The 18,109-nt window shown below is 49.6% G+C and carries 12 protein-coding genes; 2 read left to right on the forward strand and 10 right to left on the reverse strand.

Annotated features, from left to right (window positions below; all coding sequences use genetic code 11):
* Positions 1 to 377: 377 nt before the first annotated feature.
* The 7 genes from D0S45_15365 to D0S45_15395 form a co-directional block, all read right to left on the reverse strand.
* Complete coding sequence (locus tag D0S45_15365) at positions 378 to 1,916, reverse strand: adenosine deaminase (protein TIH13175.1); 1,539 nt, start codon at positions 1,914 to 1,916, stop codon at positions 378 to 380.
* Positions 1,917 to 2,071: 155 nt separating this feature from the next.
* Positions 2,072 to 2,476, reverse strand: coding sequence for an acidic cytochrome c3 (locus tag D0S45_15370; GenBank protein ID TIH13176.1), 405 nt, complete (start codon positions 2,474 to 2,476; stop codon positions 2,072 to 2,074).
* A gap of 13 nt (positions 2,477 to 2,489) precedes the next feature.
* On the reverse strand, positions 2,490 to 3,803 hold the full coding sequence (locus tag D0S45_15375) for a (Fe-S)-binding protein (protein TIH13177.1): 1,314 nt from the start codon (positions 3,801 to 3,803) through the stop codon (positions 2,490 to 2,492).
* Between the two features lie 26 nt (positions 3,804 to 3,829).
* The gene (locus tag D0S45_15380) at positions 3,830 to 4,489 is read right to left on the reverse strand and encodes a nitrate reductase (protein TIH13178.1); all 660 of its coding nucleotides are present in this window, start codon (positions 4,487 to 4,489) and stop codon (positions 3,830 to 3,832) included.
* 16 nt (positions 4,490 to 4,505) lie between these two features.
* Positions 4,506 to 5,759: a WD40 repeat domain-containing protein gene (locus D0S45_15385; protein TIH13179.1), complete on the reverse strand. Its 1,254-nt coding sequence runs from the start codon at positions 5,757 to 5,759 to the stop codon at positions 4,506 to 4,508.
* A 419-nt stretch (positions 5,760 to 6,178) separates the two neighbouring features.
* Positions 6,179 to 7,243 carry a phosphotransacetylase family protein gene (locus tag D0S45_15390; protein ID TIH13180.1) on the reverse strand — a complete coding sequence of 355 codons (1,065 nt, stop codon included), beginning with the start codon at positions 7,241 to 7,243 and terminating at the stop codon, positions 6,179 to 6,181.
* Positions 7,244 to 7,253: 10 nt separating this feature from the next.
* Positions 7,254 to 9,380 (reverse strand): CoA-binding protein, encoded by a 2,127-nt coding sequence (locus tag D0S45_15395; protein TIH13267.1) that lies wholly within the window; start codon positions 9,378 to 9,380, stop codon positions 7,254 to 7,256.
* Positions 9,381 to 9,807: 427 nt separating this feature from the next.
* On the opposite strand from D0S45_15395, the gene D0S45_15400 reads away from it, so the two are divergent.
* Together D0S45_15400 and D0S45_15405 are read left to right on the forward strand one after the other, a co-directional pair.
* Positions 9,808 to 10,803, forward strand: coding sequence for a metal-dependent phosphohydrolase (locus D0S45_15400; GenBank protein TIH13181.1), 996 nt, complete (start codon positions 9,808 to 9,810; stop codon positions 10,801 to 10,803).
* Positions 10,803 to 12,053: an MFS transporter gene (locus tag D0S45_15405; protein TIH13182.1), complete on the forward strand. Its 1,251-nt coding sequence runs from the start codon at positions 10,803 to 10,805 to the stop codon at positions 12,051 to 12,053. Before D0S45_15400 ends, D0S45_15405 begins: the two co-directional genes overlap by 1 nt.
* A 62-nt stretch (positions 12,054 to 12,115) precedes the next feature.
* On the opposite strand, the gene D0S45_15410 is transcribed toward D0S45_15405, so the two are convergent.
* From D0S45_15410 to D0S45_15420, 3 genes are read right to left on the reverse strand one after another with little or no spacing between them, the layout of a single operon-like run.
* Positions 12,116 to 15,316, reverse strand: coding sequence for an efflux RND transporter permease subunit (locus D0S45_15410; protein TIH13183.1), 3,201 nt, complete (start codon positions 15,314 to 15,316; stop codon positions 12,116 to 12,118).
* A complete protein-coding gene (locus D0S45_15415; protein ID TIH13184.1) occupies positions 15,309 to 16,556 on the reverse strand; it encodes an efflux RND transporter periplasmic adaptor subunit in 1,248 nt (415 codons plus the stop codon). Before D0S45_15415 ends, D0S45_15410 begins: the two co-directional genes overlap by 8 nt.
* Positions 16,557 to 16,558: 2 nt before the next feature.
* Entirely contained in the window at positions 16,559 to 18,055 is a 1,497-nt protein-coding gene (locus D0S45_15420) for an efflux transporter outer membrane subunit (protein ID TIH13185.1), read from the reverse strand.
* Positions 18,056 to 18,109 lie beyond the last annotated feature (54 nt).

Consider the following 18,109-nt stretch of genomic DNA (forward strand, 5'->3'; position numbering starts at 1 on the left):
ACCTTACTTTCGCTCAGTGCGGAGACGGAAGCTAATCAACTCAGCCGCCGCTGTCAATCATTAATTTCAATGTTCTCGCAAAATATTTTTTCAATGATCTCAGTGCTTTGCTTTCGCTCAGCGCGGATTGGGAATCTATGTAAACCCGATCCGTTTGTCAACCGCTTTTTCAAAGCTTTCTGATCTTAACTTCTTCATAAATCCGCCCTTCCGCTGCCGTGCTCCTTTCAGGATTACTGCCACAACTTCAAAGCTAAAACCTAAGCCCAGTCAGGGATTCCAAAGGGGCTTAGTCCCTTTGGCCGCCGGAGGCGAAATCAAATGATCAAAGCGCGAAGCGCATCAACTTCCCGGCTTCAACAGCCGAGGAAGAGGTTCTAGAGAAAACCAAGTCCCGCGTCAACACCTTTTTCGATTATTGTTGATATCTGTTTCGAGTAATCCTCTTTAAAGCGTTTAAAGACTTCAGAATCCTCAAACCTGCTCAACTTTTCCTCAAGCTTCCACTGCTCTCTTGCCTTCTCGCTGCTTAACAAAAAGGCTTCACAATCCAGATCCGGCTGGTCATCTCTATAGCATGCGGGCACCATCTTAAAAGACGTTGCATTGTCCCACAAAGACTGTCCTTCCAAAAATGAATATTGCAACGAATTCCGGACGACTCGCTTTACTGCTAGATAATTCAGCCCCTGATCCGCTACAGCGCGTTCGTATTCATCAGTCAGTGTTGACCGCGCAATTCCCATATCATCGGAAGAAATCACCACAGGAACCTCTTCTTTCAAGTAAAAATTCAAAGGGTGATCTCTGCCCGAAACATTCAGTATTACGTCATTACTGCCCAACAAGACTTCAAGGGCCACGTCCTTCTGGCGCATCAATGCCAAAGTGTTCAAAGGCGCAGTCTCATAAGCAAGGCCAACGCCATGGCCTATCCTGCGGGCATGACCTTTGGTAACAGCCAGTTTAATATGATTCGCTAGGGCTTGAGGAGTCGTCAATGTAGGAGTCAGTTCTCCTGCATGCAACGCGATAGGCACATCGGGGTACTTTGAGTGAAAGAAATCCAGCATATCCATGTGCAGGGCATAGTCTCGCGCGGCAATAGGTCCATCTTCAGGACCGACCATATTAAGCCCAACAACATGCGGATCACGTCGGACAAGTTCAAATGACCAAGCCATCTGGGCAAAGACGTAGGCTGGCTCAGCACCTCTGAAAATCTGATTAATGTAACGGACTTTTACAGCACTGCCCGGACCATTCCCGACCAATTGCCTTTGCCTGCGCTCAGCCCGCCCAAGCTCCTTGCGAGCCGAATCCATATCTTTGAAGAGCCCAGCCTGTTTCAATCGAACAAAGCACTCGTCTGCTTTTCCATTCCAGCCAACCTCGGCAGCCCAGGGACTGACCCATTGGGGACCGTAAATAGACAGCATAACCTCAAGATACTGAACGTTATCCCGCTCCGCCTGCTTCACTGCATGGGCCAGCAACCTGCCTTTATCCCGTTTCGCCGCTCCAAATCTGCCGAACGTAGCAAAAAAGCGATCATGCCCCCACATACGATTATCGCGCATGCCTTCCCTGACAGAAAGAGCATCAACCGCCCTACCCCAGACATCAGGCTGCCTGTAAGCTTCCTTTGCTGCAACAGTACCGTTTACGCATGGCCCAGCCACGATGCTGCCGCTCAATTCATGTATGCACGCACCATCATCAGCCGCCCACTTCAAATAATTTTCAGCGTATGGAATGCCTGACAAATGAGTATGAAGCTCTGCCCCCTTAGGCATTTCAGCCAAAACCATACGCATGGCAACAGGATCGACCTGCTTGAGAAACATTGACCTCTCAGCGGTCTTGGGGACACAGGCAGAGACAATAAGGAGCATGATGATGGCTATTTTTTTCATAATCCATATTCTATATAATAAGCTCCTCTTCAAGGTAAATGGCATTTTTAACCTTTATCCTCTCTAATAGAATCCAAAAGGCACATTTCCTTTACCTCTCCAGCAAAAAAAAGGCCGCCCCAAGGGACGGCCTTTTTTTAATATACGATCAGATCCTAGTGAGCTGCGGGAGCGGAGCCGCCTTTGGGGTGGCAACCAGCGCAGGAAACGGGACCTTTATCTTCTTTGACGTGGCAGTCGCTGCAAAGCTTATGGTAAGCATTGCGCAGACCGGTCTTACCGGATTCGGGCTTAACTGCGTGGCATTCAGAGCACTTCTGGTCTTCGGAACTTTCGTCTTCAACGATCTTTCCGTCTTCCCAGACGTGGTGACATACAGCGCAATCATCGATACCGGCCATTTCATTATGCGCATCATGCGCAAACACGGCAGCAGGTCTTTCATGCTTGGGGAAAGCCGGGTCCAGCAGAGAGGTGATGTCCTCCTGACAGAACGCGGGAATCATATAGAGAAAGACACAGGCGGCAATGACCGCAATAGAGAATACTCTTTTCATCATTGTAATCTTCCTCCTACTCTTCCGGCTTTTCCATGAGATCATAGATAAGATCGCCGAAGAACTTAATGTCCATACCGAGCTCATAATAATGAACGAGGTCTTCAAGTCCGCCGTGGCAGTTATGACAAGGAGCGAGAATAGTATTCACGCCGGTTGCCTTGAGCTGCTCGGCTTTGATCTTGTTACCTTTCATACGGACGTTCTTGAACGGAGGACCGCAGTTAATGACACCGCCACCGGCAGCACAACAATAGTTATGCTCAAGGTTAGGAGTCATCTCAACAACGTTTTCACACAAAGCGTGAGCCAATTTGCGGGACTGTTCCATCAAACCGCGACCACGGATGATGTTACAGGGATCGTGCACAGTGATAGGCTCTTTGAACTTCTCACGCAGCTTGATCTTGCCAGCTTCGAAGAGCTCCCAGAAGAACTCAACGGAGTGGACAACTTCAATGGGGTACATTTCCCATGCGTCCCAGCGGTTACCCTGGTCGTAGATGGAGCGGAATGCGTGACCGCACTCACCCATTACGATGCGCTTGACCTTAAGGTCGAGAGCGGATTCGAAATGACGTTTCTTAAGACGACCCATCATTTCAAAGTCACCGGTAAACATACACATGTCGGAGTTATCCCAGCCCGGTTCAGTGGGCATGGTGAAGTCAACACCGGCTTCGTTGAAGATGTATGCAGCCTGATAGATCAGCTGGGTACGGAACTTGGGTTCCGGAGCGATAACGGAATAGTAAATATCCGCACCTTCTTTATCCAGCGGAATGCGCAGGTTGGGCATTTCATCGCGGGCTTCATCTTCCTGCCACTGCAAGGTATCCGGCCATTCGTCATCCTTGAGCCACATCTGGTTCATGGTTGCGGAATGGGAGTGCGCGGTATCCTGAATGTACTGAGGAGTTACACCGAGCTTGTGGCACATGCGGCGCACCATGCTCATGATGTAACCGGTATCAATACCGAGCGGACAGAAATGTACGCAGCGACGACAAAGGTTACACTCAGTGTAAGCCACCTGCGCCATTTCGTAGACTTCATCAGCAGTCAGTTTATAATTCTTACGAAGAATCTTGCCCAAAGTGTTGTGGACCTTACCAGCAGGTGAATAGCTGGGGTCCCCCTCATGGGACATATAGTAATGGCAGGCTTCGGAGCACATACCGCAACGCATGCAAGTTTCAGCATAAAGCTTGAGCTTGGCGCCGGCTTCTCCTTCAACAACCTGCTTAAGAGTATTTTCGATACGCTCAGGAGTCAGGCGGGAAACACCCCGATTGAGTCCTACGTCTTCGATTTTCCTGTCGAATGTCATTTTTCAGTACTCCTTGCGGGAATTGGTTACCAGTCCTTACAGCGACGAACGCCACCGAACTCGGATCCCATGTAGGCTCTGGTAAACAGGCCGAACAGCATGTGGCTCAAACGGGTGAAAGGAATGCTCATGAGCATAATTTCACCGCAAAGGATATGCAGAATAAGCATAACCTTGGCATTACCGATCTCGTGGTAAGAGAGAACACCGGTGAGGAAAACAAGGGCAGGAACTGCCAGTGCGATCCAGTCTTTACCGGTGGTCAGGTATGCTACATCTCTCTGTAAAAAACGGCGCGCGCCGAAATATACACAGCAGACGACAACCACGATAGACATGATGTCAGCAATAGTATCTGGGAGAGTAGGCCAGCTGATGCCGAAGAACTGATCCCAGAGAACCACATGTCCCAACAGGAACAGGGGTACAATAACAAGACAGATATGAAACACAAAGGTTACCATCGCAGTCCAGGGATTGCGCTGCCAACCGAGGGTTCCAGTAGGATTCATCCATGCCATAATGGAACGGAATCCCCACTTAAAGCTCATGTAGTGCAAGGACGAGCCGTCCTTGGCTTTTGCAAGCTGATACATGGAAACGATTCTGTATATGGAACCGAGAACAAACACGCCCCAGGCGAACCACGCCAGAGGACCGACAACAAATGCGTAAGCACTATTCATTTGTAATTCCTCCGGATTAGAATTCGTTTACATCGGCAACGATGCGGACATACTTTCCACCGTCAATGGCACGAATAAGAACTTTGGAGCTGTCGGGGCTGAATGCAGGTTCCCAACACTGATCAAAATCCTGTCCGTAAGCTTTACCATCAAGAACAACGGTGTAGCGGCCATTCTTTTCAACCTTGGCAGCAACTTTGCTGCTGTCAGGACTGAAAACAGGCTGCCAAGCCATTTCATAAACACCGGGCCAGACTTTACCATCACACAATACAGTGTAAGCTTTATCGTCTTTAGCGAGTGCTGCGGCGCGGTTTCCGTCGGGGCTAACAGCCAAATCAATAACCACGGGAGCGGTGATGGACCAAGGCTTTCCGTCCACAGCAACAGTAAAGCTGCCGAAGGTGGGGGCTACGATAGCCCAAAGCTTGAAACCGTCAGCACTGAACTGCTGATGCCAGCAGTTGGCCATGTTGTTCTTCCAAATCAATTCGCCGTCCTGAGCCATACCCCATTTTCCGCCCAGACGAACGGGAGCTACGAGAGCACCTGTTGCGGGGTTGAAACTGGGGGCCCAGACACACTGGAATTCGCGCTGCCAGATCTTGCCATCGACTGCGATGGTGTAATCATAGAGAGTCTTTCTTACCTGGCAGGCAACTTTTTCACACTTGGCGTCAAACACCGGAGTGTAGCAGTTCATGAAAACGTTATCCCAAGCAGTGCCGTTTACAGCTATTGTATAGATACCTTTCTGAAAGGTTTCGATGTCAGCCTGCGGCATTGACTTAACCTGAACAACAGCTGCGGTGGATTTACCGTCACTGCCTACGGTGAAGTTGTTTGCGTTTTCAAAAAAGTTTTCCCAGAGAACACCATCGACACCCATAGCGTATGTCATGTCCTGCTGTACTGCACAGACAATTGTACCATCGGGCCCGAAAGTTGTTTTCCAGATATAGCCGTACATTTCCGGCCAGTGCTTACCGTCAACCGCCAGAGTCCACTCACCCATCTGCTGGGCAATACCTGTGAATCTGCCGTCAGGCGCAAATTTGGGGTAGAAAATCCTGTCGTATGCTTCTTCCCAAATCTCACCGTTGACGCAAGCAGTGAATTCCAATTCGCCTTTATTAACAACAGCACCGACCTTTTCACCGTCGGGGCTGGCATGGAATTCTTCCACCCACTCAAATTTATCGGACCAGGCACCTGTGTCCTGGACCTCTCGCCTACCGGGATTCCAATCCCACGTGGACGCATCAGGCATCTCACGCCTCCTCATTCCGAAGATCCGGTCTATCCGCCAATATTCCGAATCAGCTCGGTTTTCAGGGTGCCACGCACCCTAGTTTTCTAACCAACAAAATAGTCCCGTCTTTGGTCGAAACAAACCTCGTCACACCAAGGCCGGCGACCCGCCCGACCTTATAACTGCAAGTTAATTGGCACATTTTGCAAAGTAGGACAATAGCATCCGGGGGGTTTGGGCGAGGATTTTTTTCAAAATAAAAAGGGTGGCAGCCCATTTACTGGACTACCACCCTCAACAAATATCAATACTTTTCAAGAAGATAGACAACTTTCATCCAACAAAAAACATTCTCTATCTAACGATCAGGTGAAGTTAACGATTTTTTTATTCCTACTTTAATAGTAGGACATATTACCTACCAAAGCAAGAGGTAATCATAAGTCCAGTTCATCATAAATATAGTCATAATCCAATTCAGAATTAACCAGTCCCGCCCCGTGATTAATCTTGATCATATCCCGGAGTTTATAACTTTCCTGAATAGCTTCCATTTTCTTGGCCACGGCATAGGTATCATCACGTACGACAATGACCGGTATTTCAAGGACTTCAGAACGAGTCAGAATAATATCGTTGGGATAAAGATTACCGGTCAGGATCAAGCAGGGACAATTACCCTCAAGGGCCACCAGTTGAACATCTGCCCTGTCCCCGCCGACAATGACGGCAGAATTCTTGTGTCGCCTGAAATGAGTGATAAAGTTCTCCACCTGCATGGTTCCAATGAGGAAATTTTCTACTACCCGGTCGGCCTTGGCATGGGCAGAAATGATCTTCCCGAAAAGCCTTTCGGCGAGATCACTGACTTTGATGGCACCCATGAGCGGGTCGCGAGGGATAACCCCAAGTACTTTGACGCCACGCTTTTTCAGAAAAGGAACAATCAGGGAGGTCAACTCATCCATGTAATGTTCAGGCACATCATTGAAGACGACACCGAGAAAATCATCGCCAAGTTCCTTCTGGACCCGCAGCACATAATCGTAATGAAGTTCACTGCTGTAACGATCCACCAGAATGGTCTTGGCACCCATGGCACGCGAGACATCAGGCCCGCTTACTCCGCAATAAGTACCGGAGCTCAGGTAACTGCCGGAACCGCCGATGATCATGACATCTTTATCACTGCTGAGCTCTTCGTAAGATTCAACAATGGAAGGCATTAGATCACCCATATCTTCGGAAAAAGCCTTGATGGTAAAATCGCGGGTGACCAGCACCGGGGTAACCTTGGCCGGGTCCTGCTCCAATCCGAGAACCTGCTGGATAAAAGCCGCATCAGCGTCTCCGGGAGTGTCGCCGTCCATATGGGGGACAGCCCCTACAGGCTTCATGTAACCCACGTTAAAACCGCTGTTGCGGAATTTAAGTCCCAGTGACATGGCCAAAAGGTTCTTACCGGAATATCCGGTGGTGGAACCTATATATATACTTACCATCTATGCCTCCTTATTCGCGCTCATCCGGCTGCCTACCCGCATCTGCGGAAATATCAACAACAGTCATCCGGGCATCGGCAACCAGAGCCTCGTCCGAGCTGACAAGCACAGGATTGAATTCTGCTTCATAAATTTCAGGAAAATCATTTGCAAGACACGACATCCTGATCAGAACATCGGTAATCGCTCCAAAGTCAACGGGCTCGCCCCCTTTGACTCCTTTCAACAACATATAAGATCGGATTTCCCGAACCATGTCCCCGGCATCCTCAACAGAAAGAGGAGCGAGTCGGAACGAAATATCCTTCAAAATCTCAACGTAAACCCCGCCCAGTCCGAACATAAGCAAAGGTCCGAACTGCTTATCCCTGCGGAAACCAACAACAACCTCGCGAGACTGAGGCGGAGCCATCTGCTGCACCAGACACCCTGCAATATAGGCCTCCGGACGCAAACGCTGGGTCCGGGCGGCAATGTCCCAAAAAGCGGCTTTTACTTCCTCTGCGGAATTCAAACCAACACGGACACCGTCCACATCTGACTTATGCGAAATCTCCGGGGAAGCGATCTTGAGCACTACCGGGTAGCCAAGCTGCTCGGCAATTGCCGCAGCCTCGTCACCGGAACGGGCAAGATCAGATTCCGGGGTGGGCAACCCGTAAGCGGTAACAATATCCCGAGCCTGAAATTCCACCAATTCGGAACGTCCGGACCGAAGAGCGTTGTCCACCACTGCACGGGCCGCTTCAACATCATGCTCAGGGGTAATGTAAGTACGCGGGGGACGCCCTTTCCAGACTGCGTACTTATGCATACAGTCCATGGCCCTTACAGCCTGCTTGGGAAAGTCATATACCGGAATTCCGGCATCTGCAAAAATTTCTCGGGCCGGTCCGCTGTTTTTGCGGCCCATAAGGCAGCAGAATACGGGTTTGCTGACTTCGCCCATGCCCTCGACCACGGCTTTGGCAACCTCGGTCAGGTCAAGATTAAACGCAGGAGCAATGATTACCAGCAGGCTATTTACCGCAGGATCGTGCCCTACGATACGCACCGCGCGACTGTAACTACCAGCATCTGCGTCCCCGAGGAGATCCACCGGGTTGTACAGCGAAGCATAGCCCGGAAGCATGCGCTGCAATTCACCGATTGTGGAAGGGGAAAAAGTAGGCATACGCATAACCGATTCACCGCAGGCGTCAGCAGCGAGAATACCGGGTCCGCCCGCATTGGTTACAATGCCCAGATTCGGTCCCAGAGGCAATTCCTGTACGGAAAAAGCCTTGGCAAGATTGAAAAGTTCATCCAGCTTCTCCACCCGGATAACACCGGACTGACGAAAAGCGGCATCACAAGCCTGATCGGAACCGGCCATGGCCCCGGTATGAGAAGAAGCAGCCCTTGCCCCGGCTGGAGTGGTTCCGGCCTTCATCATCAACACCGGTTTTTTCATGGAGACTTTTGCGGCCTGTGCCATGAATTCCCGGCCATCCTCGATATTTTCCACATATCCAAGAATCACTCTGGTATCAGGATCATTGCCCAGATATTCCAGCATGGAGGCTTCGTTGATCACAGCTTTGTTGCCGAGACTGATAAATTTAGAAAAACCGACCTTTGAACCAAGGGCCCAATCAAGCACAGCAACGCAAAGTGCGCCGGACTGCGAAAAAAACCCCATACTGCCGGGAAGCGGACTACCCGTGGCAAAAGAAGCGTTGACCCCGCCTCTGGAGTTGATCACCCCGAGACAATTAGGACCAAGCAGGTTTACGCCGTTTTTCTTTGCCAGCTCTGCAAGCTCTACTTCAAGAAGCCAACCCTCATGGTCTACTTCCTTAAACCCTGCGGTAATAATCACCACAGAACCGACACCCAGCTCCAATAATTCGCGGAAAGCACCAAGGACCGAATCTCGCGGAACTGCAACAACAGCGAGATCCACGGGACCACCGATCCCGGAAATGCTCTTGCATGCTTCAAGACCGCAAATACTTCCACCTCGCGGATTTACCGGATAAAGGCGACCGGCATATCCGGCACTCAGCAGGTTAGACAGGATGGTATTTCCTATTTTCCCGGAAACTGATGAAGCGCCCACAACGGCGATCGATGACGGATTGAACAGACTATCCAAACTATCTCCCGACTTTTCCCCAGATTTGAAAGGGGAAACGATTATTTCGCAACCAATAAAAATCTTAAAAAAAATGTAACATGAAAATATCAGATCGAAAGGCTTTTCTGTTATCAACCTGACAACAGCTAAACATAATCCGAGTATGGCAACGATGGCAAGCGGCTAAACTACACTGTAAAAAATATATTTTCCAATAATTAACTATCCGCAAATACCACTACCGGTCAAACTATTCCCACTATAAACTCTCTATTTATATGATAATTTCTCTCAATAAATCATCTTTTTCCTGTAACCTTCTTAACAAGCTGAGATATTGCGTTTTTATCAAGTTTAATGATAAGCATATTGCAAGGTCGGAATTTTAACTACTAGTATCGCATTAATGATTTGATCAATGCTGTTATTTTGAGGTGGGTCAGCTATGAATGCTGTGAATGACTCTAAATTAATTGAAGAAAGCTTCTGCTCCATAACTGAAGCCATCTTCAAGCTGCTTCCCAAAAACAATCTTCCGTTCAGCCTGTACAGGATGAACTCTTCCAATGGCAGGTTCACACCCATTACCATACCGGGGAAAGCTATTGTTTCCGCAGACAAACAAGCTATCACCGAAGCTTGTGAGCGGGGTTTAATATTTATTAAATTCACAGATATAAACTCGTGCAGGCCTTATTTTTTATCTCATCTACCCACGGTTATCTGCGATATTTCCCACTCTATCCCCGAGCAGGAACTGGCGACCTTACTCTTGGAAGGCCTAAAAGAGAGTGCGGATAAAATATACTCAGACTCAATCAAACTGCACTTCAATACATTTCAGGATACCCTTACGTCCGTGGGGGAGCTGCTCCACGAAAACCCCGAACTACTCTGGCTGATGATCCCAATGTTGGACTCAAACCATTCATTGGTCAATAAAGCCCTCTCCAACGGAATCATCGGAGCCGCCCTGCTGCTGCATACCCGGGAAGTAAAGCCGGATATAAAAATTTTCATTGATGCTCTTTTCGCTCTTTTCCTGTGTGACATCGGATTATGCAACTTACCGGAATTCGTTCTCGGCAAGGAATTCTGCCTCTCCCTGGATGAGCAAAAACGAATCCGCCAGCACCCGATCGGTTCAGTAGAAATACTGAGTCTGACCAGTAGCATGAGCAAAACTTCACTGCGCGCAATTCTCGAGCACCATGAACGAATGGACGGTTCCGGCTACCCGAGAGGCGTAACCAACGAAAACCTTTCCTGGCTTGGAAAACTCTGCGGAGCGGTTGATTCATACGTGGCCATGACCATGGGCAGACCGGGAAAAAAAAGCATGCCCACAGTCAAGGCTCTGAAAATATTGTACAGTGAGTCCACGCAATATGACCCGAATATAATTTATGCACTGGAAAAAGTGACCTATCGCGATGAATAATGACTAACGAATCCGCACCTCAAAAAAAGCTTCTACCTTGGGCAGTATGGGGCATTGCGACCCTGTACTTTTTTTACGATTACATGCAGCAGGTTGCACCCGGTGCAATGGTCAAAGACCTTTCTGCCCACTTTAATGTGGGCGCCGCCTCCATGGGATTCATAGCTTCGGTGTATTTTTACTCCTACGCCATGATGCAGATTCCCATCGGAATGATGACTGACCGCTTCGGCCCCCACCGTCCACTGGCTGTGGCCGCTCTTATTTCAACCTGTGCCGGAGCCTTATTCACCTTCACTTCCACCCCTATGGAAGCCATTGGGGTCAGGATTATCCTAGGGGCCGCAACAGGATTTTCCTTTGTATCCTGCCTCAAACTGGTGGATAACTGGTTTCCACCTGAAAAATTCGCCACAATGGTCGGGCTGACCAACATCATCGGCATGTCCGGCGCGGTAATGGGGGAAGCCCCCCTGACCGAATCAGTCAACCGCTTTGGCTGGGAGAACACCCTGCTCGGCATTGCCGCATTCGGTGGTTTGATCTTTCTGCTCATCATCTTCATGATCAAAGACCGCCCAGATAACGGGCAGGAGCAGACAGCACCCCGAGAAAAACCGCCTGCAACGCTCCCGGTATTGATAGAAATCATCAAGACCCCTTCCGCATGGCTGAACGGTGGCTACGCCGCCACCATCAACATGGCCTACACCGGATTCGGAGCACTCTGGGGACCAATTTTTATCTCCAAACTTTATGATGTTTCCACCACCGATGCAGCCTTCATGGTTTCAATGATTTTCGTCGGGGCCATTCCGGGAAGCTTCTTTTTCGGCTGGTTTTCCGACCATATCGGTAAAAGGGGAATCCCCATGATCATTGCCTCCGCAGGAGGTCTTTTATGCATGGCAACGGTAGTTTATGTACCGAACATTCCGTATGCTGCGATGTTCGGCCTTATGCTTCTGCTCGGATTCTGCTGTGCAGGAAACGTTGTGGCCTACGCTTTTGGCAATGATATCAGTCCCAAAGGCGCGGACGGGATTTCGCTGGGGTTCGTAAATACATTCCTCATCGGGGGAAGTGCCTTAGCCCAGCCGCTCATTGGATGGCTGCTGGAGCACGGCTCCAACGGAATTAAGGATTTAAGCATCATTGAATTCCGTTTCAGCCTGACCGTGCTTGTTGCTGCCAAGGGATTTGCGTTGGTCTCGGCATTAATTATCCACAAGAAGAAACCGAACGAATAGTTTTAACATTTTTATACTGGCAAAAAAAATCCCGCTTGGAATATTCCTAGCGGGATTTTTAATTAATACTTTTCAGGTTTATGCTCACACTTGGTGACCGGAGAATGCTCGGTGACCCCGTCAGCATGTAGATTTTCATCTGAAAGGCGTAAAATCCTGCGCACAAGCAGACGTATATCTTCGAATATCAGGTAAAATGCCGGAACCAGCAGCAAAGTGATACCGGTAGCGAACAGAATACCGAACCCGAGGGATACCGCCATGGGTATCAGGAATTTGGCTTGCCGCGAAGTTTCAAGGATCATAGGTGCCAGCCCCCCGAAAGTGGTCAGGGTGGTCAGCAAAATAGGCCGGAAACGGGCTGTTCCCCCCTCAAGCACGGCATCATAGGCACAATGCCCCTTGCGTCGCTGGATATTTACGTAATCGATGAAAACCAGCGAGTCGTTAACCACAACCCCGGAAAGCGCAACAATGCCGAACAGACTCATCAAGCTCAGGCTGTAGCCCAGCAGGGCATGACCGATAACCGCCCCGACAATGCCGAAAGGAATGCAGAACATGACGATCAGCGGCTGGAAGTAGCTGCGGAACGGAATGGCCAGCAAAGCATAAATACACATCATTGCCATAAGCAAACCGGAGATGAGAGCACTGGTACTCTCCTGCATGTCGGCCTGCTTCCCTTCAAGGGAGTAGCCCAGTCCGGGATAATTTGATTTAAGCTGCGGTATAACATTAGCCACAACGTCAGCTACAATCTGAGACGTTTCTTTCCGCGGCTTTACATCCGCTTCCACAGAAACAATCCTGCGTCCGTTACGACGGTCAATGGAAGTGTATGCCCTGCCGTCTTTAATTTTTACCACCTCGCGCAGAGGAACATCTATCCCGTCCGGGGTGCGGATCATCAGCTCTTCAAAATCATATTTTGAAGCCCTTTCCTTTTCAGGCAAACGGACCATGACTTTGATTTCATTACGCCCGCGCTGCTGCCGGAGGACCTCAGCTCCGTAGTAAGAAGCACGAATCTGGTTGGCAACATTACGCGAAGTCAAGCCAAGGCTGCGTCCTGCGGGCAGAAGTTCGAAATCCAGCTGCCGTTTACCCGGAGAATAGCCAGAATCAATATCCTTAACTTTGGGATAGGCGCTCAAGGCCTGCGCCAGATCAGCGGAAGCCTTTTTCAATACTTCAATATCACTGTGGCTCAATTCGATTTCAAGCGAGCTTCCCGAACCGGGCCCACCACGGTCGGATTCAAACAAAACAGATTCCGCCCCGGCAAGAGGACCAAGCTTACGCCGCCATTGCTGCACGAATTCATCGGTATGAATAGGTCTTGTGTCGGCATCGGTAAGAAAAACCTGTACCTTGAACACATGACTGCCGCTGGTTGACCGCCTGCCGGAGCCACCTACCTTGGCGTAAATCCCTTCTACTAACTGATCACCGCCGTTTTCAGCAGCAACCTCTTCGGCAACGGAAACAGCTCTCGCCATAATCTTCTGGGTAACTTCCTTGGCTGTGCCGTAAGGAAGGTCTACGGTCAAATAGGCATAATTGGATTCAATTTTCGGAAACATGGTGAATCCCAATCTGCCACTTTTAATATAAGCAAAGGCAAGGATCAGGCAGGCCATACCGAGAGCCACGGTAAGGTACCGAAGAGTTACCGCCCGATCCAGAAAGGGCCTGTATATATTATGTACAAAGCGGAGCAAGCCATTGGAAATTTTCTGCTGATAATGCATGATAAACGACATGATCTTGCCGGGCTTGCGCTCACTGCCGTGTCCGAGGTGGGCGGGAAGCACAAAAAGGGATTCCACCAGCGATATAAAGAAGACGCTTATGACCACCAGCGGGATAACCTTAAAGATCTTACCCATTACGCCGGGTACGAAAAACATGGGCATAAAAGCCACAATGTTAGTCAAAATACTGAAGGTAACCGGCATAGCAATACGCTTAGCCCCTTCGCAAGCCGCATCAATCCAGCTCATACCTTCTTGACGCATGGAATAAACATTTTCACCGACCACAATGGCATCATCCACAACAATACCAAGTGAAATAATAAAAGCGAACATGGAGATCATGTTGATACTTGCACCAGCCGGGGCAAGAATAAGCATCCCCCCCAAAAAAGAAATAGGGATTCCCATGGAAACCCAAAAAGCAAGCCGGGGTTCAAGAAACAGGGCCAGAAAAATAAAGACAAGACCGAGCCCCATGTAAGCGTTCTTGAGCAGCAGATCCATACGTTCACGATACACATCGGACATATCGTTACGTACACTGACATGCACCCCGGCGGGAAGGCTGCGGTTAAAGGTCTCCAACTGGGCATGTACGGCATCAGACACCCCGATAGGGGTCTGCTCACCAATACGGTAGACATCAACTCTCACTGCGGGCTTGCCGTCAAAGGTAGTAATGATGTCTTCATTTTGAAAATCTTCCTTGACCACAGCAATGTCTTCCAGCAGCACCTGTGTACCGTCATCCCCGGTAACAATGGGAACCCGTGCGAATTCGCGGGCATAATCCCGGCGTTCCTTGAAACGGACAAGAATCTCCCCACCCTCGGTTTTGATGCCGCCACCGGGAAGTTCCACGGAAGTTTTAGCTAAGGAGTCCGCCACATCGGTAAGGGTCAAGCCATAAGCACGCAACTTATCTTGAGGAATTTCGATGGAAATCTGTAAGCCGCTGACCTCAGCAAGATCCACCTGCGTAACACCCGGATCGCCGATCAACTCCTCGCGCAATTGTTCAGCCACTTTACGCAGGGCCAACTGGTCAGTATCACCATAAACCATCAGCGAAAGTACACTGCGTTTATGCGAAGAAACGCTGATCACCGGGTCCTCGGCTTCTTCAGGGAATGAGGTGATCCGATCCACCTCACTTTTAATATCATCATTAAGCTTTGACAGGTCGTAACCTTCAATCGCTTCAGCAACAACGGTTCCGCTGCCTTCCGCCGCAGTACAAGCTACTTCCTTAACACCGTCGACGCCGATAATGGCTTCCTCAATAGCCAGAACAATGCCCTGCTCCACCTCTTCCGGGCTGGCCCCGCTATAGGTGACCCGAACAGTAACCGAATCCGTAGTGAATTCCGGAAAAACCTCCTGCTTGATATTAAATCCCATGACCAGTCCGCCGACCAGCAGGACAATCATCAGCAGGTTGGAGGCAACCGGATTCCCGGCCATCCATGCAATAGGCCCTGTTTTTTTATTCTGCTCAGCCATTGCTGTTCACCTTCTTGGATTTGGAGCCTTTCATTTTCTGTTTCATGGCACCGGAACCGTTCTCACGAAGCTTCATATTCGGCAAAGGAGCTGAAATATCGGTAACAACAAGCTTTTCCCCGGCAGCAACACCGGTATCCAAGTAAATATAATCCTGGTCGCGCCAGACCGGATCAACAGTCCTGATATCCAGCAGACCTCCATCTTTCATCACCCAGACGGTGTTGTTATCACGAAAAGCTGTACGTGGAATGGCAATAACATCCTCAAGCTTTCCAGAATCGATATAAACATTCACGTAGCTGCCCAGCAACAAAGGACGCTTTTCTCCGCCTTTGATATTCAAAGGATCTTTGACTGAAACAATCACACGGGCCATGCGTCCCTTGGATTCCAGCGAAGGCAGAAGGCGAAGCACCTCCCCATCCCTTTCGACGGCAGTCTTTCCGCTGCCCATGACCACACGGGCCTTGGAACCTTTGAAGCCGTTTGCCGCAGAGGGGGTATCAATGCTGCCCAGACGGTCCACAGGAACGGAAACAACTACCCAGAATTCATCAGTACCCACCACCGATGCAATTGCTTCATTGAGACTCAGGTGCGCTCCAAGATCAGCACTCTTACTGACCACCATACAGGCGAAGGGAGCTTTCACACGGGTACGGGAAAGATCAAGACGAGCCTGTTTAAGCTTGGCTTTGGAAGAAGTCAGGTCGGCCTGAGCCTTTTGTAAATGGGGTTTACGCAGGGCAAGTTCCGCTTCCTGAGTGGTTCCGCCGGAAGATTTCTTAAGCAGTTTCCATTCCCGTCCGGCCACACGCTGGTGCCCGCTTTCAACCTTGAGGTTGTATTCAGCCTCCGTAACCACGGCTTCCTGCTGCTTAACTGCCAATTCGTAATCCAGTGGATCGATACGCAGCACTTCCGCACCCTTTTCATAATATCCGCCGGGAATAAATGAATCACTGACAGCGATAACCTTTCCGGAAACCTGCGGTTCAAGACTGATTTCACGGGCAGCTTCCACAGTCCCCATGACCGGAGTCCAGACCTGAAAATCTTTAACCACCAGCGTACTGACGTTAACTAAAGGTGCAGAAACCACCGGAGCTTTCTTCTTAGCCACGGGCTTAGTGGCGATCAAAGCCTTAGCCCCAAGAACAGCCACACCGACTATCAACAAAGGAAGAATTCCCTTAATCCCTATCTGCTTTATGTAATAAAATATTTTTTTAGCCATATCTAAATTCCCTCCTGTGCAGGAATGGATTGTTTTTCCAGTTTTTCAACAGCAACAATTGCAGCTTCGTCGTCGGCTTCGGGCTTAAGTTCAGCCCCGTCTTCAAGAGAGCCGGTCCATGTTCCGCCGAGAGCACGGTACAAGGAAACCCGGTAGCTAAGCAGATCAGCCTCATCCCGAGCAATATTAATTTCAAGATCATGCACGCTGACCAGAGCACTGAGCACAGGCAGGTAATCTTCCAGCCCCTGTAAATAACGGGACCCTGCTTCATCAAGATTGAGCTTTGCGGCTTCAAGCTGCTTCTTACGGGCTACGATATATTCATGTTGCCACTTTTCCTGAACCAGCGAATCCTGAACTTCCTTGAATGCAGTGTAGACTGTATCCTTATAGTTAAGCATACGCTCATCAACCACGGCCCTTGTGCGCTCAACCTCAGCCTTGCGCTTATAGCCATCAAAGATAGGCCCGACGATTGATGACGACAATGAAGTCATCCAGCCGGAAAAAATATTAGCCAGTTGGGCACTGGAAAGCATAGCCTCCGCTGAAAGAGATATGGAAGGCAATCGGTCAGCTCTGGCAGCACTTACGGCCCAGTCCGCAGATTGCAGCTTCAAGCCTGATGCGCGCACATCCGGGCGCATGGCAAGGAGATCAAGAGGAATCCCCAATCCCGGAAGATCGGGAAGGTTCGGAAAATCAGCAGTAGCTATATCAAGAGTTCCGGCCGGGCGGCCCAGCAGATAGGCAAGTTCATGCAGCTTAAGCTGTTCCTGAGATTGCACCGGTGGAATCAGAGCCTTGGTACGGGCTACAGTTTCACGCTGCTGGTAAACATCAAGAGCTGTGGAAAGAGAATTGCGGAAACGGAGTTCGATCAGTTCAAGATAAGTTTCATTACTTTCCAACTGCTTCTGATAGATCGCTTTTTTCTTGCGCTGCAATTGGATTTCCAGCCAGCGTTTCACAACCTCGGAAGCAACGGTCATGGCCGCGGAATTAACATCCTCACGTGAAGAAAGATAATCAAGTTCACCGGAAGCTGAATTGGCCTCAATCTTACCCCAAAGATCTAATTCATATGAAGCAGCCAGTCCCAGCTTATGGGAATCCGTTGAAGTCGATCCCTTGGAACCTTCGGTACCGTCATTGCCGGAGCGGGAGTTGGTGTAAGTCCCTTTACCATCCAGTTTGGGATAAAGATCAGCCCGCGATTTCACAGCAGTGGCTCTGAGCTGGCGTAGCTTGGCCCAAGCAACACGTACATTGAAATTCGCTTGCAGAGATTCTTCCACCAGACGGTTAAGCTCTTCATTATGAAAGCTTTCCCACCATTTACCCATCTCGCGCGGTTCACTGGAGTATAGCTCATATTGAGGCGGAACCCCTAGCGTCAGATTGGGACGCGGGTCCGGCCTGAACGGAGAGCATGCGGAAAGGCCGAATACAGCCAGCATACAGATCACTGTTAATTTCAACTTGAATGAGGGCATATTTTTACTTCCTATTTTAATTCCAGACAGCTTAGAAAGTGCCAGATGCAAGGC

The sequence above is a fragment of the Marinifilum sp. JC120 genome (genome assembly GCA_004923195.1).
GTDB lineage: Bacteria > Desulfobacterota > Desulfovibrionia > Desulfovibrionales > Desulfovibrionaceae > Maridesulfovibrio.